Annotated in this window: 22 protein-coding genes; 15 read left to right on the forward strand and 7 right to left on the reverse strand. The window is 72.8% G+C overall.

Going from position 1 to position 21,646, the window contains the following annotated elements:
• Positions 1-152: 152 nt before the first annotated feature.
• From ABZ851_RS09780 to ABZ851_RS09800, 5 genes are all read left to right on the forward strand, one after another.
• The gene (locus tag ABZ851_RS09780) at positions 153-1,124 is read left to right on the forward strand and encodes an ABC transporter ATP-binding protein (protein WP_361124454.1); all 972 of its coding nucleotides are present in this window, start codon (positions 153-155) and stop codon (positions 1,122-1,124) included.
• Positions 1,121-1,858 carry an ABC transporter permease gene (locus ABZ851_RS09785; protein WP_361124456.1) on the forward strand — a complete coding sequence of 246 codons (738 nt, stop codon included), beginning with the start codon at positions 1,121-1,123 and terminating at the stop codon, positions 1,856-1,858. Before ABZ851_RS09780 ends, ABZ851_RS09785 begins: the two co-directional genes overlap by 4 nt.
• Positions 1,859-1,868: 10 nt before the next feature.
• The gene (locus ABZ851_RS09790; RefSeq protein WP_361124458.1) at positions 1,869-3,113 is read left to right on the forward strand and encodes a sensor histidine kinase; all 1,245 of its coding nucleotides are present in this window, start codon (positions 1,869-1,871) and stop codon (positions 3,111-3,113) included.
• Between the two features lie 271 nt (positions 3,114-3,384).
• A complete protein-coding gene (locus ABZ851_RS09795) occupies positions 3,385-3,990 on the forward strand; it encodes a response regulator transcription factor (protein ID WP_176960240.1) in 606 nt (201 codons plus the stop codon).
• A 98-nt stretch (positions 3,991-4,088) separates the two neighbouring features.
• A complete protein-coding gene (locus ABZ851_RS09800) occupies positions 4,089-5,216 on the forward strand; it encodes a PP2C family protein-serine/threonine phosphatase (RefSeq protein ID WP_361124460.1) in 1,128 nt (375 codons plus the stop codon).
• Here ABZ851_RS09800 and ABZ851_RS09805 read toward each other — a convergent pair.
• Both ABZ851_RS09805 and ABZ851_RS09810 read right to left on the reverse strand, forming a co-directional pair.
• Positions 5,183-6,067, reverse strand: a complete 885-nt coding sequence (locus ABZ851_RS09805) for a transglutaminase-like domain-containing protein (protein ID WP_361124462.1) — start codon at positions 6,065-6,067, stop codon at positions 5,183-5,185. The genes ABZ851_RS09800 and ABZ851_RS09805 overlap by 34 nt on opposite strands.
• Before the next feature lie 17 nt (positions 6,068-6,084).
• Complete coding sequence (locus ABZ851_RS09810) at positions 6,085-7,197, reverse strand: GNAT family N-acetyltransferase (RefSeq protein ID WP_361124464.1); 1,113 nt, start codon at positions 7,195-7,197, stop codon at positions 6,085-6,087.
• A gap of 140 nt (positions 7,198-7,337) precedes the next feature.
• On the opposite strand from ABZ851_RS09810, the gene fdxA reads away from it, so the two are divergent.
• Together fdxA and dapC are read left to right on the forward strand one after the other, a co-directional pair.
• On the forward strand, positions 7,338-7,658 hold the full coding sequence (gene fdxA, locus ABZ851_RS09815) for a ferredoxin (protein ID WP_030020287.1): 321 nt from the start codon (positions 7,338-7,340) through the stop codon (positions 7,656-7,658).
• A 184-nt stretch (positions 7,659-7,842) separates the two neighbouring features.
• Complete coding sequence (dapC, locus tag ABZ851_RS09820) at positions 7,843-8,970, forward strand: succinyldiaminopimelate transaminase (protein WP_361124467.1); 1,128 nt, start codon at positions 7,843-7,845, stop codon at positions 8,968-8,970.
• A 78-nt stretch (positions 8,971-9,048) separates the two neighbouring features.
• Here the strand turns inward: dapC and ABZ851_RS09825 are convergent, their stop codons facing one another.
• Both ABZ851_RS09825 and ABZ851_RS09830 read right to left on the reverse strand, forming a co-directional pair.
• Positions 9,049-9,507, reverse strand: coding sequence for an ATP-binding protein (locus ABZ851_RS09825; RefSeq protein ID WP_361124469.1), 459 nt, complete (start codon positions 9,505-9,507; stop codon positions 9,049-9,051).
• A 301-nt stretch (positions 9,508-9,808) separates the two neighbouring features.
• On the reverse strand, positions 9,809-10,735 hold the full coding sequence (locus ABZ851_RS09830; RefSeq protein ID WP_361124471.1) for a heavy metal transporter: 927 nt from the start codon (positions 10,733-10,735) through the stop codon (positions 9,809-9,811).
• 40 nt (positions 10,736-10,775) lie between these two features.
• Between ABZ851_RS09830 and dapE the strand changes: the two genes are divergently transcribed.
• Positions 10,776-11,867, forward strand: a complete 1,092-nt coding sequence (gene dapE, locus ABZ851_RS09835) for a succinyl-diaminopimelate desuccinylase (protein ID WP_361124473.1) — start codon at positions 10,776-10,778, stop codon at positions 11,865-11,867.
• Positions 11,868-11,995: 128 nt separating this feature from the next.
• Positions 11,996-12,745, forward strand: coding sequence for a TIGR00730 family Rossman fold protein (locus ABZ851_RS09840; RefSeq protein ID WP_336053169.1), 750 nt, complete (start codon positions 11,996-11,998; stop codon positions 12,743-12,745).
• 34 nt (positions 12,746-12,779) lie between these two features.
• On the opposite strand, the gene folP is transcribed toward ABZ851_RS09840, so the two are convergent.
• Positions 12,780-13,679: a dihydropteroate synthase gene (gene folP, locus ABZ851_RS09845; protein ID WP_361124476.1), complete on the reverse strand. Its 900-nt coding sequence runs from the start codon at positions 13,677-13,679 to the stop codon at positions 12,780-12,782.
• A 92-nt stretch (positions 13,680-13,771) separates the two neighbouring features.
• Here folP and ABZ851_RS09850 point away from each other — a divergent pair, with 92 nt between their 5' ends.
• Both ABZ851_RS09850 and ABZ851_RS09855 read left to right on the forward strand, forming a co-directional pair.
• Positions 13,772-14,209 (forward strand): DivIVA domain-containing protein, encoded by a 438-nt coding sequence (locus tag ABZ851_RS09850; protein WP_361124478.1) that lies wholly within the window; start codon positions 13,772-13,774, stop codon positions 14,207-14,209.
• Positions 14,206-14,814, forward strand: coding sequence for a DNA-3-methyladenine glycosylase I (locus ABZ851_RS09855; protein WP_361124480.1), 609 nt, complete (start codon positions 14,206-14,208; stop codon positions 14,812-14,814). The genes ABZ851_RS09850 and ABZ851_RS09855 overlap by 4 nt, the downstream gene beginning before the upstream one ends.
• 154 nt (positions 14,815-14,968) lie before the next feature.
• Here ABZ851_RS09855 and ABZ851_RS09860 read toward each other — a convergent pair whose 3' ends face one another.
• Complete coding sequence (locus tag ABZ851_RS09860; RefSeq protein WP_361124482.1) at positions 14,969-15,769, reverse strand: enoyl-CoA hydratase-related protein; 801 nt, start codon at positions 15,767-15,769, stop codon at positions 14,969-14,971.
• 333 nt (positions 15,770-16,102) lie between these two features.
• Between ABZ851_RS09860 and ABZ851_RS09865 the strand changes: the two genes are divergently transcribed.
• Positions 16,103-16,270 carry a DUF3117 domain-containing protein gene (locus ABZ851_RS09865; protein WP_006603288.1) on the forward strand — a complete coding sequence of 56 codons (168 nt, stop codon included), beginning with the start codon at positions 16,103-16,105 and terminating at the stop codon, positions 16,268-16,270.
• Positions 16,271-16,502: 232 nt separating this feature from the next.
• Here ABZ851_RS09865 and ABZ851_RS09870 read toward each other — a convergent pair whose 3' ends face one another.
• Positions 16,503-17,186 carry an O-methyltransferase gene (locus ABZ851_RS09870; protein ID WP_336053177.1) on the reverse strand — a complete coding sequence of 228 codons (684 nt, stop codon included), beginning with the start codon at positions 17,184-17,186 and terminating at the stop codon, positions 16,503-16,505.
• A gap of 174 nt (positions 17,187-17,360) precedes the next feature.
• On the opposite strand from ABZ851_RS09870, the gene sigE reads away from it, so the two are divergent.
• The 3 genes from sigE (at position 17,361) to ABZ851_RS09885 (ending at position 21,619) form a co-directional block, all read left to right on the forward strand.
• Entirely contained in the window at positions 17,361-18,164 is an 804-nt protein-coding gene (sigE, locus tag ABZ851_RS09875; RefSeq protein WP_336053179.1) for an RNA polymerase sigma factor SigE, read from the forward strand.
• Positions 18,161-19,183 (forward strand): zf-HC2 domain-containing protein, encoded by a 1,023-nt coding sequence (locus tag ABZ851_RS09880; protein ID WP_361124486.1) that lies wholly within the window; start codon positions 18,161-18,163, stop codon positions 19,181-19,183. The genes sigE and ABZ851_RS09880 overlap by 4 nt, the downstream gene beginning before the upstream one ends.
• 123 nt (positions 19,184-19,306) lie before the next feature.
• Positions 19,307-21,619: a trypsin-like peptidase domain-containing protein gene (locus tag ABZ851_RS09885; RefSeq protein ID WP_361124488.1), complete on the forward strand. Its 2,313-nt coding sequence runs from the start codon at positions 19,307-19,309 to the stop codon at positions 21,617-21,619.
• Positions 21,620-21,646 lie beyond the last annotated feature (27 nt).

Genomic DNA, 21,646 nt, shown 5'->3' on the forward strand with positions numbered 1-21,646 from the left:
GATGCAAAACCGCAGGTAAGAGGCCCCCGCAGGGCGTCTTCCCGGGACACCCGGAGAAGACCCCTAGGGGGCCTCACCCATGACAGATGTCATCCCACAGTGCATACAGCAGACACTGCCGAGCGCGGGCCGGATCCCGGAAGCTGAAGCACATGACGACCACAGCGACCACCAAACCCACCACCGCGCAGGAGGCGGGCCGGGCACCCGTGGTCAGCTTCCGGCAGGTCAGCAAGAGTTACGGCGCGGTGCGCGCGGTGGCCGACCTGGATCTGGAGCTGTCCCCGGGAGAGACCGTCGCGCTCCTCGGCCCGAACGGCGCGGGCAAGTCCTCGGCCCTCGACCTGCTCCTCGGCCTGCGTCACGCCGACTCCGGCAGCGTGACCCTCTTCGGCACGACCCCGCAGCGCGCCATAGCGCAGGGAAAGGTCGGCGCGATGCTGCAGAGCGGCGGCCTGATGGAGGGCGTCAAGGTCAGGGAACTGGTCAAGCTCGCCCGCGATCTGCACCCGCGCGGCTATCCGCTCGACCGGATCCTGGCCGCCGCCGGTATCAGCGACATCGCCGACCGCCTGGTCGACAAGCTCTCCGGCGGCCAGGAACAGCGGGTGCGCTTCGCCCTCGCCACGGCCGGCGCCAATGACCTGATCGTGCTGGACGAGCCGACCACCGGTATGGACGTCTCCGCCCGGCAGACCTTCTGGGGCGCGATGCGCCGGCAGGCCGAGCAGGGCCGTACGGTCCTCTTCGCGACGCACTACCTCGAAGAGGCCGACGAGATCGCCGACCGGGTGATCGTGCTGCACCGCGGCCGGGTGCTCGCCGACGGCACCGCCGCCGAGATCAAGGCCAGGGCGGGCGCCCGCCGGGTCAGCTTCGAGCTCGACGGGCCGGTCGACCGCGAGGCGCTGCAGAGCCTGCCGTCCCTGGCCGCCCTGGAGATCTCCGGACGCACGGTCCGCATCCGGTCCCACGACGCCGATGCCACCGTCCACGCCCTCTACGGCCTCGGCCTGCGACCGCACCACCTCGAAGTCACCGGCCTCGGCCTGGAGCAGGCCTTCATCGCCCTGACCACCGCTTCCGACGCGACCCCCGCCACCGCCGAGGAGGCGGCCCGATGACCACCCTGATCAAGCTGGAGATCATCCGCGCACTGCGCAACAAGAAGTTCCTCTTTTTCTCGGTGATCTATCCGCCGGCGCTGTACCTGATCATCGCCGGCGGGGCGGACAGCAAACCGATCCCCGGGATGAAGCTGGACATGGCGCTCTATTTCATGGTGTCCATGGCCACCCTCGGTGCCCTGACCGCCGTGCTGATGGGCAACAGCGAGCGCATCGCCAAGGAGCGGGAGACGGGCTGGGTGCGACAGCTGAGGCTGACGGCCCTGCCCGGACGCGGTTATGTCGCCGCCAAGATGGCCTCCGCCGCGACCGTCAGTCTGCCGTCGATCCTGCTGGTCATGATCGTCGCCGCGGCGGTCAAGGGCGTACGGCTCGAAGCCTGGCAGTGGATCTCCATCGCCGCCTGCACCTGGCTCGGCAGCTTCGTCTTCGCCGCCCTGGGTGTCGCCATCGGCTATCTGGCCACCGGTGACGCGGTCCGTCCGATCACCATCCTGTGCTACTTCGGCCTGGCCCTCCTCGGCGGCCTGTGGATGCCGCTGACGTCCTTGCCGCAGTGGGCGCAGAACATCGCGGAATGGCTGCCCACGCATGCGTACACCGCGCTCGGCACCGCCGTGGAGGCCGGTGGGGCACCGCATGTGAAGGACATGGCGATACTGGCCGGGTATCTGCTGGTCTTCGCCGGTGGCGCGGCCTGGCTCTACCGCAAGGACACCCGGAAGGCGTGAGGCACGGCAGATGGAGAGCGAGCCCGGGGCCGGCGGCCCCATAAGGATCGGGCAGGAGCCCCGCAACCGCCGTCAGGCGGTCGCCAAGACGATGTGGGTCGGCGTCTGGCTGCTGTATCTGGCCGGGCCGGTGGCCCAGCTGCTGCAGGCCGGTGTCCCCACCGTCGAGCGGATCTGGGGCGGCCTGGGGCTCGCCCTCTTCGTGCTCTCCTATGTGCTGCTGGTCTTCCGGCACATGTGGCGGAAGATGACCGGCCTGCTGCAGTACGGCGCGCCGGCCCTGATGCTGGCGCTGGCCACTGCGCTCTCGTGGACGCTGGGCTTCTCCTGGCTGGTGCTGTTCATCTTCACCAGCGTGGCCTGCGCCGTGGTGCTGCCCTGGCGGGAGTCCCGCTGGGCCATTCCCCTGGTGACCGTGGTGCTGCTCGCCGTCGGGGTGCGCTATCCGGAGATCCGCGGCTACTACCTCTTCGCCTATGGCCTGCCCGCGCTGGGCGTCGGCTTCATGATGGTCGGGGTGCAGCATCTGATCCATACGACCGCGGAGCTGCGCGCCGCCCGCCAGGAGGTCGCCCGCCTCGCCGCCAACGACGAGCGGCTGCGCCTCGCCCGCGATCTGCACGACCTCCTCGGCCACTCCCTCTCGCTGATCACGCTCAAGAGCGAGCTGGCTGGACGGATGCTGCCCGGCCGGCCGTCCGACGCCGCCCGGCAGATCGCCGATATCGAGCAGGTCAGCAGGCAGGCGCTGGTCGATGTGCGGGAGGCGGTCACCGGCTATCGCCGACCGCGGCTCGCCGTCGAACTCGCCGGGGCGCGGACCGCGCTGCGTACGGCAGGGGTGCAGGTCACCGCCGACCCCGCGCTGGAGGGCGAATACCGCGGGCTCGCGACCGACGCGGAGAGCGCGCTGGCCTGGGCGCTGCGGGAGGCCGTGACCAACGTCGTACGGCACAGCGGCGCCCACCGGTGCGAGCTGCTGCTCGCCGAGGAGTGGGAGGCCGACGAGCGCTGCTGCCTGTGCCTGACGGTGATCGACGACGGCGCCGGCCCGCCGCGCACCCAGCACGACGGCAACGGTCTGAGCGGCCTGCGCGAACGCCTCGCCCTGGCCGAAGGCCGCCTGGAAACCGGCCCCGCCCCGCGCGGCCGCGGCTTCGCCCTCCGGGCCTACGTACCCCTGGCCGCGGCCCCGAGGAGTGCCGCGCCCCCCGCCCCGGAGATATCCCCCGAGCCCGCCACCGGCCCGGCGTAGGCGCGCGGCCCGTTCGTCGGGCACGGTGCCGTGGAGGCCGGGTGCCGGAGGCCGGGTGCCGGATGCCGGTCGTCGGGCACGGCGCCGTGGAGGCCGGATGCCGGGTGCCGGACGCCGGACGCCAGATGCACGCGCCCACGGACGCGCAGGCGCACCGCACGCACCGGCCCCTTGCACGCACCGGCCCATGAATCCACCGCCCCATGAATCCACCGGCCCATGAATCCACAGGCCCCCCTTGCCGCCCCCCGTACGGCTTAGGCTGACCCGCGTGATCAGACTGCTGTTGGCGGAGGACCAGTCGATGGTCCGGGAGGCGCTGGCCGCGCTGCTGTCGCTGGAGGACGATCTGGAGGTCGTGGCGCAGGCGGCGCGCGGGGACGAGGTGCTTGCGGCGGCGCGCGCCCACGCCGTGGACGTCGCGCTCCTGGACATCGAGATGCCCGGCATCAGCGGACTGGACGCCGCGGCCGCGCTGCGTGACGAGCTGCCCGGCGTGAAGGTCGTCATCCTCACCACCTTCGGCCGCCCCGGATATCTGCGCCGTGCGATGGAGTGCGGCGCCGATGCCTTTCTGGTCAAGGACGCCCCGGCGGCCCGGCTCGCGGAGGCGGTACGGCGTGTACTGCGCGGCGAGCGCGTCATCGACCCGGTGCTGGCCGCGGCCGCGCTCGCCGACGGCGCCAGCCCGCTGACCGAGCGCGAGCGGGAGGTGCTGCGGACCGCCGCCGACGGCTCCACCAACGCCGAGATCGCCGACGCCCTGCACCTGTCCCAGGGCACGGTCCGCAACTACCTCTCCACGGCCATCCAGAAGACCGGCGCCCGCAACCGCGCGGAGGCGGTCGTGACGGCCCGCGACAAGGGCTGGCTGTAGGGGGAGGTCAGGCCACCGGACGCCGGGCGCCCCGCGCTCGCCCCAGGGACGTTCGCCCCCGTGCGGTGCGCGGCCGTCTCGCGCAGGCTGGAAGTGTTATGCCTGCCTACCGAGCCGTGGAGCGCGGTCGTGGCACCGTGGTGCTGCTGATCGCCGTGATCCTCGGCGTCACGGTCCTGGACTCGGTCTCCCAACCGGAGCTGCACGAGTCGTCCTTCCTGGGCATCGCACCGCTGTATGCCGCGCTGCGCTGCTCGCTCCGGCAGACGTTCCTGGTGGCGGCCGTCTACGTGGCGTGTCTGATCTACGTCGACCTCTTCATGGTGGTCGATTGGGGCCCCGTGAACCGGATCGTCGGCATCTTCGGTGCGTGCCTGGTGGCGGCCTTCTCCTTGGTGCTGTGCCGGACCCGCGTACAGCGCGAGGCGCTGCACGCACGCACCAGGCTGGTGGCGGACACCGTCCAGCGGGCGATGCTGCGCGAACTTCCGCTCACCGCCGGACCGGTCGAGGCGTACGGCTTCTACGTCTCCGCCCAGGAGGGGGCCAGGGTCGGCGGTGACATCTACGAGGCCATCGAGACCCCGCACGGGCTGCGGCTGATGATCGGCGATGTGCAGGGCAAGGGCATGCCGGCGATCGGGGCGGGCCTGGAGGTGCTGGCGTCGTTCCGGGAAGCCGCCCAGCATGTGGACTCGCTGGAGGAGGTGGCCGAGCGCATGGAGCAGGCACTGGCCCGCCACAACACCCGCTCGGTCGAGCAGGGCGCCGACGAGCGCTTCGTCACGGCGCTGCTGATGGAGTTCCGCGCCGGATCCGGCCCGCTGCAGGGCCGGGTACTCTCCTGCGGCCACATCCCGTACTACGTGCTGCGCCGCGGCGAGGTCCAGGAGCGCCGGGACGGTGAGGGCGGGCTGCCGCTGGGCCTGGGCGCGCTCGGCGGCGAGCCGCGCCGCAGCGTACGTGTCCACCCGGAACCCGACGACTGGGTGGTGCTGTGCACGGACGGGGTGACCGAGGCGCGCGGCGAGGACGGCGAGTTCTACCCCCTGGCCGAGCGGCTGGCCGGCTGGACTGATCTCACCCCCGCCGAGCTGGCCCGTACCCTCCGCGCCGACCTGGAGAGCTTCACCGACGGCGAGCTCAAGGACGACGCGACCGCGCTGGTCGTCCGCCGCAGCCCCGCCGCCGCTCAGTTGAGCATGGCGCGCGCCGCGGCAGCCTGACGCCGTATCGCCTTCGCGCCGACCGGGTCGACGGCCTCCACCACCAGGGCGTACTCCTCCAGCTCTGCCGCCCCGGCAAGGAACTCCCCGCGCTGGACGAGCAGTTGGGCGCGCTCCAGGCGCAGCCGCGCCGGATGGCTCGGCAGCAGCAGCGACAGCTCCAGCGCCCACAGCTGCACCGCGCTGTGCTCCGGGCGCGCCTGCGCCCAGGCCCGGATGTTGTTGAGCACCCGCAGCACGATCTCCAGCGGATCGGCGGGCGTCATCATCCGCGCGCTCAGCGGCTCACCGGTCGCGCCGGCGACCAGCAGCCCCGCGTCCTCCTCGGTGAGCAGCCGCCCGCCCGCGAACGGATCGGCCAGGACGTGCGCACCGGCCGGATCCCCGAAGCCGACGACGAAGTGACCCGGCAGGGCCACCCCGTAGACGGGTGCGCCGGCCCGCCGCGCCACCTCCATCCACACCACCGACAGCAGGATCGGCAGGCCCCGGCGCCGCCGCAGCACCTCGTGCAGCAGCGAGGACTCCAGCCGCCGGTAGTCGGCGGGGGAGCCGCCGAAGCCGCAGCGGGTGCCCAGCAGCTCGGCGAGGTTGCGGGCCCAGGCACCCGGGCCGCCGGCCGGGGAGTACGGCAGGAGCCCGGCCAGCCGGTCCAGCTCGATCTGGACCGCGTCACAACCCGCCTCGTCCAGCGCGGGGTCGGCCTCGGCGCCGATCAGCAGGCACAGCACCGCCAGATCGGGCCGCTCGGCCCGCGCGGCGTCGGCGAACTGCCGCCGCCGCGCGGCGCGGCCGCCGTCCGGCTCCGGCTCGGGTTCCGGCCCGGGGCCGGATCCGGGTGCGTGGGGCATGGCAGAGGGCTCCCCGTTCAGTGCCGGCCGCCGCCCGGCAGGGCCCGCCGGTAGTGGTAGCCGTGGTGGTCGGTGAAGCCGAGCCGGTCGTAGAACGCGAGCGCGGCCGTGTTGTCCGCCTCGACCTGCAGGTACGCGGCCGAGGCGCCCTCCGTGAGGGCCCGCTCGGCGAGCGCCGCCATCACCCGGGTGGCCAGCCCCCGGCGCCGGGCGGCCGGTGCCACCTCGACCGCCGCGAACCCCGCCCAGCGCCCGTCGACGACCAGCCGCCCGATCGCCGCCGCCCGGCCGTCCGCGTCGTGCACCGTCGCGAACCACACCGAGGGCCCGCCGGTCAGCACCTTCAGGGCGTCCCGTGCGGCCTCGCCGGCCGGGCCGCCCTCACCGGTCCGGTTGTACAGCGCCAGCCACTCCGCGTCCGGTTCCCGGGACAGGGCGACGCGGGCGGGGGCGGCCCCCGCGGCGCCAGGGGGAATGTCCGTGGCGTCCGTGTCGAGGTCGGCGAGCGGTGCCAGCGCCGCGATCCGGACCCGGGTGTGCCGCTCAGCGGCCCAGCCGCGCTCCGCCAGCGCCGCGGCCAGCTCCTCGTCGGTGCCGGCCCGCCCGGTGGCGACCGTGATCACCGCCGGCAGCCCACGAGCGTCATACCACCGGCCGATCCGCTCCAGAGCCGTGTCCAGGGGGACGCCCGGGTCGCCGAGCGGCAGGACGGAGTTGGCCCGGCGGGTGAAGCCCCCGGAGGCCCGCAGCGTCCACTCCCCGAGCGGTTCCGTCTCCGCGGCGGGCCAGCCGCGGGCGGCGATCCGCTGGAGTTCCAGGACGGTGGCCGACGGGCCCCGGCGGCGGGCCGGTGCCGTCGAGGGGTCCGAAGATCCTTGCGGGCCGGCGGCCGGCCGGCGGGCGGGCACGACCTTGGCCGCCACCAGCGAGGACTCCTCGATCCTCACGCATTCACCGTTGCGTCGTGTGATGCTCAGCACACCTTCATCCCAGGATGTGAGAACCCCGACCGCGTCCGTGAACGCCGGCTCCCCCGCTCCGCCCCCGGTCAAGCGCCGGACGGATACCCTTTTGCCCACGTCAGCACGGGTGATGCGGACTTCCGCGTGGCCGCCGGCCAGGAATTCCATCGCTCAAACCGCCCCTCTTGTTCGTCTCGCGCCCGGGAACGGAGATACTAGATGGCGGGCATCGACGACGCCGCGCTCCCGCGCGCCCAGCGGCGGTACTGCCAATCGGTCCGCCGGCCCTACCGAGGAGGAACGACAGCGTGACCTACGTCATCGCGCAGCCTTGTGTCGACGTCAAGGACAAGGCGTGCATCGAGGAGTGCCCGGTCGACTGCATCTACGAGGGCAAGCGGTCCTTGTACATCCACCCGGACGAATGCGTCGACTGTGGTGCCTGTGAGCCGGTCTGCCCGGTCGAGGCGATCTTCTACGAGGACGACACCCCGGAGGAGTGGAAGGACTACTACAAGGCGAATGTGGAGTTCTTCGACGAGCTCGGCTCGCCCGGTGGCGCCAGCAAGCTCGGCCTGATCGAGCGCGACCACTCCTTCATCGCGGCCCTTCCGCCGCAGAACCAGTAACGACGCGAGGCCCAAGGGGGAGCAGCCCGCCCGCTCCCTCTCGCCTCCGATGTCGTCGGGGGCACCTCCCGGTGTGAGCCGGGAGAGGTCGCACGGCGCCACCCGGTCCCGTACGGCCAGCCCGCCGTACGGGACCGGCGCGCATGGTGCGCCGGGTCCCGGCACCACTGAGAAAGAGAGCACCGTGGGCGCAGCACCGTCCCCCCACCCTTCCAGGGCGTCGCTCCGCGACCGTCTTCCGGACTTCCCCTGGGACCGGCTGGAGCCGTACAAGGCCACCGCCGCCGCACACGCCGACGGCATCGTCGACCTGTCCGTCGGCACCCCGGTCGACCCGGTCCCCGCGCTGGTCCAGCAGGCACTGACCGCGGCGGCCGACAGCCCCGGCTATCCGACGGTGTGGGGGACGGCCGCGCTGCGTGACGCGCTCACCGGCTGGGCGGCCGACCGCCTCGGCGCCCGGGGGCTGGAGCACACCAACGTGCTGCCGGTCGTCGGCTCCAAGGAGCTGGTGGCCTGGCTGCCGACCCAGCTGGGCCTGGGCCCCGGCGACAAGGTCGCCTACCCGCGCCTGGCCTACCCGACGTACGAGGTCGGCGCCCGCCTGGCCGGGGCCGAGCCGGTCGTCTATGACGAGCCCTGGGAGCTGGACCCCAGTGGTCTGAAGCTGCTCTGGCTGAACTCGCCGTCCAACCCGACCGGCCGGGTGCTCGGCGCCGACGAGCTGCGCCGCGCCGTCGCCTGGGCACGCGAGCACGGGGTGCTGGTCGTCAGCGACGAGTGCTACCTGGAGCTGGGCTGGGAGGCCGACCCGGTCTCCGTGCTGCACCCGGACGTCTGCGGTGGCTCCCACGACGGCCTCGTCGCCGTCCACTCCCTCTCCAAGCGCTCCAACCTCGCCGGCTACCGCTCCGCCTTCCTCATCGGCGACGCCGCGGTCCTCGGCGACCTGCTGCAGATCCGCAAGCACGGCGGCATGATGATCGCGGCGCCGGTGCAGGCCGCCACCGTCGCGGCGCTGGGCGACACCGCCCATGTCGCCGAGCAGCGCGAGCGCTACGCCCGCCGCCGTACCGCACTGCGCGACGCCTTCGAGGCCGCGGGCTTCCGCATCGAGCACAGCGAGGCCTCGCTCTACCTCTGGGCTACCCGCGACGAGTCCTGCTGGGACACCGTCGGCGACCTCGCCAAGCGCGGCATCCTCGTCGCCCCCGGCGACTTCTACGGCGTGGCGGGGGAGCGGTTCGTACGGATCGCCTTCACCGCCACCGACGAGCGGGTGGCCGCCGCGGTGCGCCGGCTGGCCGGTTGAGCCGCGTCCGACCACGCGCAGGGGCCCGGGGAGAGCGAACTCCCCGGGCCCCTGCGCGTCTGCGGGCGGACGGACCGGTCAGCGGCCGCCGAGCGGAAGGCCGCCGAGCAGGCCCTGAGCCGGGGCGAGCAGGCCCTTGGACGACCCGACCAGGCCCTTGGCCACCTCGAGCGGCAGCGTGTTGGTCGAGACGCCGTGCTTGGCGATCGGGCGGACCATGCCCTCCGCCTTGTCGGCGGCACCCTGGGTGACCGGCATGGCCTTCTTCACGACCGGGCCGGCGGTCTCCACGAGCGCCGGGGCGAGCTTCGCCGCCGCCTTGTTACCGGCCTCGTTCACCAGGCCGACGCCGTGGCGCGCGGTGTGGTCCAGGGTCCGGCTGGTGTGCTGGGAGTCCAGGGGCGCCGTCAGCCCGCCGAGTGTCTTGGCGGGCAGATCCGCGGCGCTCGCGGAGCCGGCCGCAGCGACCACGGGAGCGGCACCCGCTGCAACGAGCAGGGCGGCTCGGGCGATCCGACGCGTAACGGGATGGGACATGGTGCTCCTTTTACGGAGAAGGACTCGTACTTCTGACAGATGTGCCATATCCGCCTGGCGGACGCACTGACTACCGCGTCAGAACCCCGAAGGTTGCGGTGAACTCCGGTAAAGAGTTGGTAACGCGTCACATAATCGGGCCTGGATAAAGAAGGGCAATATGCGCCGGACCCGAGGGGCTGCGGAAACGTCACGGCCCTTTGCGTGCAAGGGGATTGGCGGGGTGCGCGAAAGCGCTGGGCCAACTCCCTTGTGAAATCAGCGCATTGCTGCCCGTGCCCCTCCCGGGGGACCCGGCAAACTATTGCTCGGTGATGATACGAACGTCGCGCGCGGCCGCCGCGGAAGCGGCCGGCTTCTGCTGCCAGCCCTTCCCCGAATCGGCCGCGGTCCACGTCCGGCCGGCGTAAGAGATCTGTTCGATGTGCAGCTCGGCGGAGTGCGCCATCGCCCACGTCGCCAGCTCCCAGCCGCGCCGCGGGGTATCGCCCACGGCCATCGCGCCGGCCGCCCGCACCGGTATCGTCACCCCGCGCCCCTCGCCCGCGGCGCTCCCGCCGGCGCCCGCCCGCGGCAGCACCCGGGGGCCGAACTCCCGCAGCAGCTTCTCCCGCACCTTCGCCGCGCCGCCCGCCCTGCTGTCCACCGGGCGGCTCTCGGTGCAGGTCATCGCACCCTCGTCGCGGCCGGTGAGCGCCCCGGTCAACTGCGCGGCGTTCGCCTCGTGTTTGGCGTAGGCCTGCGGATAGCCGCTGTGCTGCACCCTCTGTGCGGCGACGGTCAGCGGCAGCCGGGAGTAGCCGGGCACATTCTCCAGATGCCGGTAGAACTCCCCGGCCGAGTAGACCGGATCCATGATCTTCTGCACGGTGCCCCAGTCCTGCGACGGCCGCTGCTGGAAGAGCCCGACCGAATCCCGGTCGCCGAACTCGATATTGCGCAGCCCCGACTCCTGCATCGCGGTCGCCAGCGCGATGGTCACCGCCCGCTCCGGCAGCCCGCGCGAGGACGCCACGGCCGCGATCGTCGCGGCGTTCGCGGCCTGCTCGGGGGAGAGCTCGTAGGCCTCGGCGTCGCCCGCGCCGCGCACCGTGCAGCGCGGTGCCCCCGGGCCGCCGGTGATGTACTGCACCGCGAGATAGCAGGCCAGTCCGATCAGTACGGCGACGGCCACGGCGATGCGCCACGGGCGGGTGCGGCGGACGGAGGGCGAGGGCTGCGCGGACACGCGCCTACCGTACTGGAGTGCTGCGGATAGGGTCGGATCCATGGAGCGCCGCACAGACCACCCCGCCCTCGACCTGTCGCTCGACGCCGCCGCGCTCACCGCGCAGCTCGTCGACTTCCCTTCCGAGAGCGGCAACGAGAAGGACCTCGCCGACGCCGTCGAGCACGCCCTGCGCGACCTCGGGCACCTGACCGTCGACCGCCACGGCAACAACGTGGTGGCCCGCACCCAGCTGGGCCGCGACGAGCGGGTGGTGCTCGCCGGGCACCTCGACACCGTGCCGATCGCCGAGAACGTCCCCTCCCGGCTGGACGAGAACGGCGTCCTGTGGGGCTGCGGCACCTGCGACATGAAGTCCGGCGTCGCCGTCCAGCTGCGGATGGCCGCCACGGTCCCGGTGCCCAACCGCGACCTGACCTTCGTCTTCTACGACCAGGAAGAGGTCGCCGCGCACCTCAACGGGCTCGGCCATGTCGCCGACGCCCACCCCGACTGGCTCGCCGGTGACTTCGCCGTCCTCCTGGAGCCCTCCGACGGTCAGGTGGAGGGCGGCTGCCAGGGCACCCTGCGGGTCCTGCTGCGCACCACCGGTGAGCGCGCGCACTCCGCCCGCAGCTGGATGGGCGACAACGCGATCCACGCCGCCGCGCCGATCCTGGCCAAGCTCGCCGCCTACGAGCCGCGCCGCCCGGTCATCGACGGCCTCGAATACCGCGAAGGCCTCAACGCCGTGCGCGTCGAGGGCGGCGTCGCCAACAACGTCATCCCCGACGCCTGCACGGTCACCGTGAACTTCCGCTACGCGCCGGACCGCACCCCCGACGAGGCGCTGGCCCATGTGCGCGAGGTCTTCGCCGACTGCCCGGTGGACGAGTTCGTCGTCGACGACCACTCCCCGGGCGCGCTGCCCGGACTGTCCCACCCGGCGGCCAGGGCCTTCATGGAGTCCGTCGGCGGCAGTGCGATGCCCAAGTTCGGCTGGACCGATGTCTCGCGCTTCAGCGCTCTGGGCGTACCGGCCGTCAACTACGGCCCCGGCTACTCGCTGCTGGCGCACAAGAAGGACGAACGGGTCGAAATCGACCGCATCCTCCACTGCGAGGAGCGGCTGCGCGACTGGCTGACCGCCTGACCGCCTGACTGCCCGCCGCCCACCCCGGACCGGCCCGGTCGCACGCCTCCGCACCGAATTCCCCTGCGCTTCACGTCCGCGGATCTACGCTGAAACGGCAAACGATCTGCCAGCGGAGGGAGCACGACATGGCCAGTCCCGAGGGAGCACCGGTCCCCGAGGAGCAGCGGCTGGGTCCCGTACTGCGCCGCCAGGACCAGGTGCGGACCGGCACCACGGACCAGCGTCTGCTGGACTCCGAAGGCCCCTCCGAGTGGGTGCACACCGACCCCTGGCGCGTGATGCGCATTCAGTCGGAGTTCGTCGAGGGCTTCGGCGCGCTGGCCGAGCTGGGCCCGGCCGTCAGCGTCTTCGGCTCCGCCCGTACGCCGCGTGACTCCAAGGAGTACGACGCCGGCGTGCGGATCGGCCGGGCCCTGGTCGACGCCGGTTTCGCGGTGATCACCGGTGGTGGCCCCGGTGCCATGGAGGCCGCCAACAAGGGCGCCAACGAGGCCGGTGGCACCTCCGTCGGGCTGGGCATCGAGCTGCCCTTCGAGCAGGGCATGAACGAGTACGTGAACCTCGGCGTCGACTTCCGCTACTTCTTCGTCCGCAAGACGTGTTTTGTGAAGTATGCCCGCGGGTTCGTGGTGCTCCCCGGTGGGCTCGGCACCCTCGACGAGCTCTTCGAAGCGCTCACCCTCGTCCAGACCCGTAAGGTCACCCGCTTCCCGATCGTGCTGTTCGGCACGTCCTACTGGAGCGGACTGGTCGACTGGCTGCGCGACACCCTCATCGCCGAGGGCAAGGCGTCGATGCACGATCTGGAGCTCTTCCACCTCAGCGACGACGTGGACGAGGCGATCACACTGGTGACCAAGGAGGTCGGGATCTGAGGCGGGTTCGCCGCTTCCGCCCGGCCCGGATCGCTCAGGCCAGTCCCCGGCGGGCGACCGCCGGGGGCCGGTGGCCGGCGATCGAGGCCACCATGTCCAGCACCTGCCGGGTCTCGGCGACCTCGTGGACCCGGTAGACCCGGGCGCCCAGCCAGGCCGAAACGGCGGTGGTCGCGAGGGTGCCGAGCACCCGTTCCTTGACCGGCCGGTCCAGGGTCTCGCCGACGAAGTCCTTGTTGGACAGCGAGACCAGCACCGGGAAGGGCGTATCCCCGGCCCCGGCGAAGCCGAGCTCCCGGGGAACGGCCCGTGCCATCTCGTCCAGCCGGCGGGTCGCCTCCAGGCTGTGCCGGGTGTTCTTCCCGAAGTCGTGCCCCGGATCGATCATGATCGCGTCGCGCCGGACACCCAGCTCCACGGCCCGCTCCGCGAGGCCGAGCGTCACCCGCAGGATGTCGTCCATCACGTCGTCATAGGTCACCCGGTGCGGGCGGGTACGCGGCTCGGCGCCGCCCGCGTGCGTGCACACCAGGCCCACGTCGTGGCGCGCCGCGACCTCGGCGAGCCGCGGATCGGCCCCGCCCCAGGCGTCGTTGAGCAGATCCGCGCCGGCCTCGCACACCGCCTCGCCGACCTCGTGGCGCCAGGTGTCGACGCTGATCACCACATCGGGGAAGCGCTTGCGGACCTCGGCCACGAACCCGACCGTGCGGCGGGCCTCCTCCTCGGCGCTGACCTCCTCGCCGGGGCCGGCCTTGACGCCGCCGATGTCGATGATCGCGGCACCGTCGGCCACCGCCTGTTCCACGCGGGCCAGCGCGGGTTCGTCACGGAACGTGGCGCCCTGGTCGTAGAACGAGTCCGGCGTCCTGTTGACGATCGCCATGATCACCGGCTCGTGCGCCCCGAACTCGCGATTCCCCAGCCGCAGCATTCCCGCACTCCCTCTCCGTGGTCCGGGAGCGACCCTAACTGTCACACCCGCATGGCACGATCAGTGCAGGCACATAGTCCGGGGAGTTGGTCGTGTTCTGGTTCTTGCTGATCGCGATGGTCGTGGTGGTGGCAGCCGTCACCCTCGTGGTCGTCGGCGGCGGTGACGGCGGTGGGCTGCGGGATGCCGAGCCGGACCGGCTGTACGACCCGCTGCCGGAAGACCGCCCGGTGGCCCGCGCCGATGTGGAAGCCGTGCGCTTTCCGGTGACCGTCCGTGGATACCGGATGAACGAGGTCGACGACGTCCTGGACCGCCTGGGCGCCGAGCTGGCCGAGCGCGATGCCCGGATCGCCGAGCTGGAGACGGCGCTGGCCGGTGTGCACGCCTCCGCCATGGGCGGCCCGGGGCTGATACAGGACGGCCCGCCCCTGCTCGGGCCGTTGGAGGAGAAGCGGCTCGCCCCGGAGAAGGACCGGCGGCCGCCCGAAGACAGCCGGGCGGCACCGGAAGGCGGGGAGGGGGCATGAGCGGCGTGGTGACCGAACCGGACGGCATCCCGCGCTGCCCGTGGGGGATGGAGTCGGCGCAGATGGCCGACTACCGCGCCTACCACGACACCGAATGGGGCCTGCCGGTCCACGGCGATGACGCCCTCTTCGAGCGGATGAGCCTGGAGGCCTTCCAGTCCGGGCTCTCCTGGATCACGATCCTGCGCCGCCGCCCCGGATTCCGCGCCGCGTTCGCCGGTTTCCGGATCGCCGAGGTGGCGCGGTTCACGGACGCGGACGCCGAGCGGCTGCTCGCCGACCCGGGCATCATCCGCAACCGCGCCAAGATCGCCGCGACGATCGGCAACGCCAGGATCGCCGCCGAGCTGGCCGCGGGCGAGCTCGACGAGCTGATCTGGTCCTACGCCCCCGACCGGGCCGGCCGGCCGGTGCCGCGGACCGTGAGCGATCTGCAGCCGGTGACACCGGAGTCGACGGCGCTCGCCAAGGACCTCAAGAAGCGCGGCTTCCGCTTCGTCGGCCCGACCACCGCCTACGCGATGATGCAGGCGTGCGGCCTGGTCAACGACCATCTGGCGGACTGCCATGTCCGCCGGGCCGTGGAAGCGGCGGCGGCCGGCTGACCCGGCCCGGGACGGCACGGGCCGCCGGTCGGAAGCGCCGGAGAGCCGGCCGGGGCCGACGGGGCCGGTTCGCCGGGAGCCTGGCCGGCCGCACCGGGTCGTCGACGCCGGGTCGCCGATGCCGGGGCGCCGACTCCCGGTCACCGACGCCGGGTCAGCGACCCAGGAAGACCGGCTTCTCCTTCTTCACGAACGCCTCGACCGCGATCGCGTGGTCCTCCGACGCCCCCGCCCGGCCCTGCAGCTCGTCCTCCTTGCCGAGGGTTTCGGCGAGCGAGTGCCCCGCCCCGTAGGCCAGCGACTCCTTGATCGCGGCATAGGCGGCGGTCGGCCCCTGGGCCAGCCGGCGGGCGACGGACGCGGCGGTCGCGGCCAGCTCGTCGGCCGGCACCACCTTGTTGGCGATGCCCAGGTCGTAGGCCTCCTGGGCGCTGACGTTGCGCGGGAAGAGCAGCAGCTCGGCGGCCCGGCCGTGGCCGATCAGCCGCGGCAGCGTCCAGGACACCCCGGAGTCGGCGGTCAGCGCGACGCCCGCGAAGGAGGTGTTGAAGGAGGCGGTGTCGGCGACCACGCGGTAGTCGGCGGCCATGGCGAAGCCCGCACCGGCGCCCGCGGCGACCCCGTTGACCCCCGCGACCACGGGCTTGGGCATCTCGGTCAGCGCCGTCACGATGGGGTTGTAGTGCTCACGCACGGTGTTCATGGTGCCGCCGGAGCCGGTGGCCCGGTCCTCGGCCAGCAGCCCGATGTGCTCCTTGAGGTCCTGCCCGACGCAGAAGGCGCGCCCGGTGGCGGTCAGCAGAACGGCGCGTACGGCGGGATCGGCGGCGGCCTCCTTCAGGGTGTCCCGCAGCAGGACCTTCGCCTCGATATTCAGCGCGTTCATCGCGTCGGGGCGGTTGAGAGTGATCGTCGCGAGTCCGTCGGTCACGTCGTAGAGCACGGTGTCGGCCATAGTGGGAATCCCCTCCGTCGCGGCTCGGACTGCTCGTCAGCGGCAGCCAGCGCTCAGGATGCCGGAGATCATCGGGCCTCGGCATGTGACGTACATCAAAGATTGCGGGCGCGTCGGAGGTCGGCGGGCGGAGAAGTATTGCAGCCACCTCACCGAATTGAGGGGGTTTGCGAGAGCGCGTTGCCGAAGGGATGCGGCCCGATGTTGGTCATCGGGTCGTTCGATGCGGGATAATGGCCTGGAAGCAATCTGTTCGATGCCGGTGACACGTGCCTATCCGGGCCGTCGGCTGAGATGAGCTTGATTGAGCTGGTTTCAGGAAGGGGAACGAGCATGGCGGCCATGAAGCCGCGGACGGGCGACGGCCCGCTCGAGGTGACCAAGGAGGGGCGGGGCATCGTCATGCGCGTTCCGCTCGAAGGCGGCGGGCGGCTCGTCGTCGAGCTGACCCCCGACGAAGCCAAGGCCCTGGGTGAGGCCCTGGACAAGGTCACCGTCTGACAAGGGCGGCGCAACCGGCGGTTTCCCGGGGCTGACCCCGGTATCCCCAGCCGACTACCCCGGCCCCGGCATGTGGCACGCGCCAAGGCGCGCCATGTGCCGGGGCCGTTTGCATGTCCCGAGGCCGGTGCCCGGGTCGGGGTCGAGGTCAGGGCCGGGGCCGGGGCCAGGGCCGGGGTCAGGGGCCGGGCCTGTGACCTGCGGCCGGTGGCGGCCGGGAGGCCGGGGCCGGTCAGCCGCGCTTGACCGCGCACAGCAGGCCGTCGCCGACCGGCAGCAGGGCCGGTACCAGCGTGGTGCTCTCCCGGATGGCCCGCAGCAGCTCCCGCAGCCGCAGTACTTCGGCGGGCTGCAGCGACGAGTCGACCGTCCGGCCGTCGGCGAAGACGCCCTCGAAGCAGACCAGGCCGCCGGGGCGCAGCAGCCGCAACGATTCAGCGAGGTATTCCAGGCACTCCATGAGGTCGCCGTCGCAGAACACGAGGTCGTAGCCGCCGTCCGCGAGGCGGGGCAGGACGTCCAGCGCACGGCCCGGGATGAAGCGGGCGCGGTTCCCGGCGAAGCCGGCCGCACGGAACGCCTGCTTGGCGAAGGCCTGCCGCTCCGGTTCGAGATCCACGGTGGTCAGCACCCCGTCGGGCCGCATGCCGTGCAGGAGGTAGATGCCCGACACGCCCGTGCCGGTGCCGATCTCGGCGACCGCCTTGGCGTCGACGGCGGCCGCGAGCAGGCGGAGGGCCGCGCCGGTGCCGCTCGTCACCGTACGGATGCCGGCTTCGCGCGCGCAGTCGCGGGACCACCCCAGGGCGGTCTCGGCGCTGTCGTCGATGGTCCCGGCGCCGTACGCCTCGGCGAAAGCCAAGCTCGTCTGCCGGTTGCCGGTAATGGCCCTCTCCTGTCCCCGTAGTTGACGCAACCGTGACTGTATCCGCTGCGTCCGGGAACCCGCAGATGGGACTGGACGTTAAGGACGGGAAGGGGATGACGGGGGGATGCACCGGTGAAGACCGCGCGAGACACGCATCATGAACAGAAGCAGGACCAAATGCAGGTCAAAACTGCTTATCCGGAGCTAACGGGCGAGGTGGATATGGTAGGGGCTCTACTGGACACCACCAGAGCCACCAGGGGAGGTGCGGCTGCGGCGGGTGACCGAGGGGTGCTGAGGCGCTTGAAAAGGTCGTTCGTCGAGCCGAAATCCGTGACAGACACTGCTGACCGTTCCCGCCTCCATGGCCCGAAGGCCAAGGGAGGGGCCCCCGTCGCCGACTCCGCAACCACCGCGACCTTTGCCGCAGACGCGGATGCGCAGGCGTGGACTCCGCCCAGCTGGGAGGAGATCGTCAGCACCCACAGTGCACGGGTCTACCGCCTCGCCTACCGCCTCACCGGCAATCAACACGACGCCGAAGACCTCACCCAGGAGGTGTTCGTCCGCGTCTTCCGCTCGCTGTCGACGTACACCCCCGGCACCTTCGAGGGCTGGCTGCACCGGATCACCACCAACCTCTTCCTGGACATGGTCCGCCGCCGTCAGCGCATCCGCTTCGACGCGCTCGGTGACGACGCCGCCGAGCGGCTGCCCAGCCGCGAGCCCTCGCCCCAGCAGGTCTTCAACGACACCCATTTCGACGCCGATGTGCAGCAGGCGCTGGACACCCTTGCGCCCGAGTTCCGGGCCGCCGTCGTCCTGTGTGACATCGAGGGGCTGTCGTACGAGGAGATCGCCGCCACGCTCGGTGTCAAGCTCGGCACGGTCCGCAGCCGGATCCACCGTGGCCGCTCCCACCTGCGCAAGGCCCTCAAGCACCGCGCCCCGGCCACTCGCGCCGAAGAGCGTGAGCAGCGGCGGTCGTTGGCCGTGGTGCCCACGGGGGAGGTCGGAATCGCGTGAGCGGCAGTGGCGGTCCGTCCCCCGCCGAGCAGCATCTCGGCGACCGCCTCGCGGCCCTGGTCGACGGCGAGTTGGGGCATGACGCACGCGAGCGGGTGCTCGCGCATCTTGCGACATGCGGACGGTGCAAGGCAGAAGCCGACGCCCAGCGTCGGCTGAAAAGCGTATTCGCCGAGACGGCACCCCCCGGTCCTTCCGAGGGGCTGCTGGCACGACTGCAGCAACTGCCCGGTGGCGCTACGGAAGGTCCCGGCAGCCGCCTCGGCAACGGCAGCAGGCTCGGCAACGGCAGTTTCGGGCGCGGTGAGTTCGGACGCGGCGGATTCGGACGTGGCGAGTTCGCACGGCGTGGCGAGTTCATCCGCGGCGGTGACGCGTTCCGCTATGTCCCCTCCGACAGCCACTCCGGCCATGCCATGGCGGCGGTCCCCTTGCAGCCCCGGGGGCGCGGCTTCCGGCTGCAGGAGAGCTACCGGCCCGCGCAGCGGCGCCGGTTCGCCTTCGCGGCGGCCGGTGCGGTCTCCCTCGCGGCCTTCGCGCTGGGCGGCGCCCTCCCGCTGGAGGCGGCGGTCGATCTGCCCGGCGGACGCGTCGACGGCGGCGGCACGGCCGTCACCCCGCTCAGCGTCAGCCCGGCGGCCGACGCCGGCGCTCTTCTGCGTGGTGAGAAGTTTCCCGCCAAGAATTCCCGCTCCGGTCCCTGGCAGCCCTCCGGGGGCCCGACCATGGCGCCGGCCCCCAGCGCCATGACCCTGTACGGCCCCACCACGGCACCCCCCTCCCCGCAGTCCCCGGCGCCGGCATCCGCCCAGGCCGGCCGCTTCGGCCTGTCGCCCCTGATAGCCGCGACGGGTCCGGCCTCGGCGTCCTACCTCGCGCCCCTGGTCGCCGGCACCGGCGCCGCCGCTGTGCGGAAGAACCCGCCCGCGCTCCCACCCCTGGAGCCCATGCGCCCGCTGACCGGTTCCGCGGTCGCGGCAGCCCCCTCCGTCTCTGGCTCAACCCCGGCCCAGCACTGACCGTCTCCTGCGCAGCCCCGCGGGGAACTGGTTGAATCCCTGTGGGCGGCGCACCCCTGACCGGGCGCGTACCGCGAGGTGGTGGTGGCCCGCGCAGGTGCGCGGGCGAATTCTGGGGAGAGCATGGACGACGGTAAGGCCGCCGGGCCGAAGCTGAAGTGGTGGAGCCGCCCGGGAGACACCCCGCGCACCGAACCGTCCGCCGGGGCCGGTCCGCAGGCGGTGCGGCCCGCCGACGGCACGGCGGCCGACGCTGCGGGCGACACGGCGGGCGGCGCTGCGGGCGGCCCGGCGTCCGAAGCGTCCGGCGCATCCGACGCGTCCGGCACTCCCGAGGCGCAGGGGGCACAGGACTGGATCGTCCGTCCGCCGGAGCCGCGCGAGGGCTCGGGGGCGGGCATACCGTCGGAGTCTCCTTCCGGGAGCACCGGGAGCACCGGGAGCACCGGGAGCACCGGGAGCCCCGGGAGCACCGGGAGCACCGGGAGCACCGGGAGTCCCGGAGTGGACGCCGCGGCCGATGAGTTGACGGTGGCACGCGGAACGGCAGCCCCGGACCGGACGCGCGAGGAGGCGGCCGGGGCCCCCGGCGCCGGTACGAGCGGTGCGCGACCGGCCCCGGCGACCATGGCGCTCGGCCGGGTGGCCGGTGCCGCGCGGGACGAGAAGCTGCCACGGCCGGACGAGACCCCGGACGAAGCGGCCACGACCACGACGACCACGGCGACGACCACGGCGACAGCCCCCGCTCCGGCTTCCGGGACGCCCGCCGCCGGGACTCCCGCGTCCGGTACTCCCGCGTCCGGGACTCCCGCATCCGGAACCCCGAGCGCCACAACGCCGCGGCAGCAGCCGATGCACGCCGAGGACCCGTACGGCACCCCTCCGTACGGCGGTCCCGGGCCGTGGGCGCCCGCACCGCCCGTTCAGCGGCCGGTGGCCACCCCCGCGCACGGCACCACCCTCCCGCCGACCACCGCGCCGCTCCCCCCGTACGGTGCCCCGCCCGCCGAGCCGCGCGCCTCCCACCCGGGACTCCAGAAGTCCGGCCCCCCGCGGCCCTCTTCCGCTCCGGGTGCCACCCCCCGCGCCGACGCACAGCAGCCCGAGGCAGCACAGCCCGTCGTCCCCCAGCACCCCGACGCACCCCAGCCGCAGCCCTACCCCGGCCTGCCCGCCGACCACGGACCGTCCTCCGCCCAGGGCCGGCCCCCGGCGGCTCCCCAGGGCCGGCACCCGGCCCCCCACGGCGCCTGGCAGCACTACGACCCGTGGCGCGCCCCCCTGCAGGGCGGCCCCCTCGCCCTGTCGCCGCACGACCGGCGCCGTCGGCGCGGGCCGCTGGTCGCCGGCGCGGTGGCGCTGGCGCTGCTCGCGGGCGGCATCGGCGGCGGCATCGGCGCGTATGTCGAGCGCTACGGCGGGATCAGCGACATCCGGCTGCCGCAATCCGCCGATGACGAGGGGGGCCGCAGGCCCGACAGCGTCGCCGGGATCGCGCACACCGCGCTGCCCGGCGTCGTCACGATCCGTGTGCGGGGCAGCGCCGAGCAGGGCACCGGCACCGGCTTCGTCCTCGACCACCAGGGCCACATCCTCACCAACAACCATGTCGTCCAGCCGGCCGGCAACGGTGGCGAGATCTCGGTGACCTTCAGCGGCGGCCAGACGGCGAAGGCCAGGGTCGTCGGCCAGGACGGCGGCTATGACCTCGCCGTCGTCCAGGTGGAGGGCGTCACGGGACTGCGTCCGCTCACCCTCGGCAACTCCGACTCCGTGCAGGTCGGTGACCCGGTGGTGGCGATCGGCGCACCCTTCGACCTCGCCAACACCGTCACCTCGGGGATCATCAGCGCCAAGCAGCGTCCGATCACCGCGGGCGGCGAGAAGGGCGACGGCAGCGATGTCTCGTACGTGGACGCGCTGCAGACCGATGCGCCCATCAACCCCGGTAACTCCGGCGGCCCGCTGGTGGACGCCAAGGCCCGGGTGATCGGCATCAACAGCGCCATCCGGGCGGCCGACGGCGGCAGCGGCTCGGCCGGCGGTTCCCAGGGCGGCAGCATAGGGCTCGGCTTCGCCATACCGATCAACCAGGCCAAGCGGGTGGCCGAGGAACTGATCAACACCGGCCGGGCGACCCATCCGGTGATCGGCGTGACCCTGGAGATGGAGTACGCCGGCGACGGGGCGCGGGTCAGCGAGCACAGCAAGAGCGGCAAGCCGTCGGTCATCCCGGACGGCCCCGGCGCCAAGGCCGGGATCAAGGCCGGCGATGTGATCACCAAGGTGGACGGTGCCCCGGTGCACAGCGGTGAGGAACTGATCGTCAAGATCCGCAGCCACCGGCCCGGCGACACGCTGGTGCTCACCCTCCTGCGGGGCGGCAAGGACCGCTCCGTACGGCTCAGCCTGGGTTCCTCCAGCACGGGTTGATCGTTTGCATGGTGTTGGTACGGGCGA

This window comes from Streptomyces sp. NPDC047049 (assembly GCF_040643995.1).
GTDB lineage: Bacteria > Actinomycetota > Actinomycetes > Streptomycetales > Streptomycetaceae > Streptomyces > Streptomyces mooreae.

Excerpts from the sequence above, each read along its gene's own strand:
- ABZ851_RS09780 (WP_361124454.1), top strand. The coding sequence starts at position 153 with ATGACGACCACAGCGACCACCAAACCCACCACCGCGCAGGAGGCGGGC.
- ABZ851_RS09785 (WP_361124456.1), top strand. The coding sequence starts at position 1,121 with ATGACCACCCTGATCAAGCTGGAGATCATCCGCGCACTGCGCAACAAG.
- ABZ851_RS09790 (WP_361124458.1), top strand. The coding sequence starts at position 1,869 with ATGGAGAGCGAGCCCGGGGCCGGCGGCCCCATAAGGATCGGGCAGGAG.
- ABZ851_RS09800 (WP_361124460.1), top strand. The coding sequence starts at position 4,089 with ATGCCTGCCTACCGAGCCGTGGAGCGCGGTCGTGGCACCGTGGTGCTG.
- ABZ851_RS09805 (WP_361124462.1), bottom strand. The coding sequence starts at position 6,067 with ATGCCCCACGCACCCGGATCCGGCCCCGGGCCGGAACCCGAGCCGGAG.
- ABZ851_RS09810 (WP_361124464.1), bottom strand. The coding sequence starts at position 7,197 with ATGGAATTCCTGGCCGGCGGCCACGCGGAAGTCCGCATCACCCGTGCT.
- ABZ851_RS09825 (WP_361124469.1), bottom strand. The coding sequence starts at position 9,507 with ATGTCCCATCCCGTTACGCGTCGGATCGCCCGAGCCGCCCTGCTCGTT.
- dapE (WP_361124473.1), top strand. The coding sequence starts at position 10,776 with ATGGAGCGCCGCACAGACCACCCCGCCCTCGACCTGTCGCTCGACGCC.
- ABZ851_RS09840 (WP_336053169.1), top strand. The coding sequence starts at position 11,996 with ATGGCCAGTCCCGAGGGAGCACCGGTCCCCGAGGAGCAGCGGCTGGGT.
- folP (WP_361124476.1), bottom strand. The coding sequence starts at position 13,679 with ATGCTGCGGCTGGGGAATCGCGAGTTCGGGGCGCACGAGCCGGTGATC.
- ABZ851_RS09855 (WP_361124480.1), top strand. The coding sequence starts at position 14,206 with ATGAGCGGCGTGGTGACCGAACCGGACGGCATCCCGCGCTGCCCGTGG.
- ABZ851_RS09860 (WP_361124482.1), bottom strand. The coding sequence starts at position 15,769 with ATGGCCGACACCGTGCTCTACGACGTGACCGACGGACTCGCGACGATC.
- ABZ851_RS09865 (WP_006603288.1), top strand. The coding sequence starts at position 16,103 with ATGGCGGCCATGAAGCCGCGGACGGGCGACGGCCCGCTCGAGGTGACC.
- sigE (WP_336053179.1), top strand. The coding sequence starts at position 17,361 with ATGGTAGGGGCTCTACTGGACACCACCAGAGCCACCAGGGGAGGTGCG.
- ABZ851_RS09885 (WP_361124488.1), top strand. The coding sequence starts at position 19,307 with ATGGACGACGGTAAGGCCGCCGGGCCGAAGCTGAAGTGGTGGAGCCGC.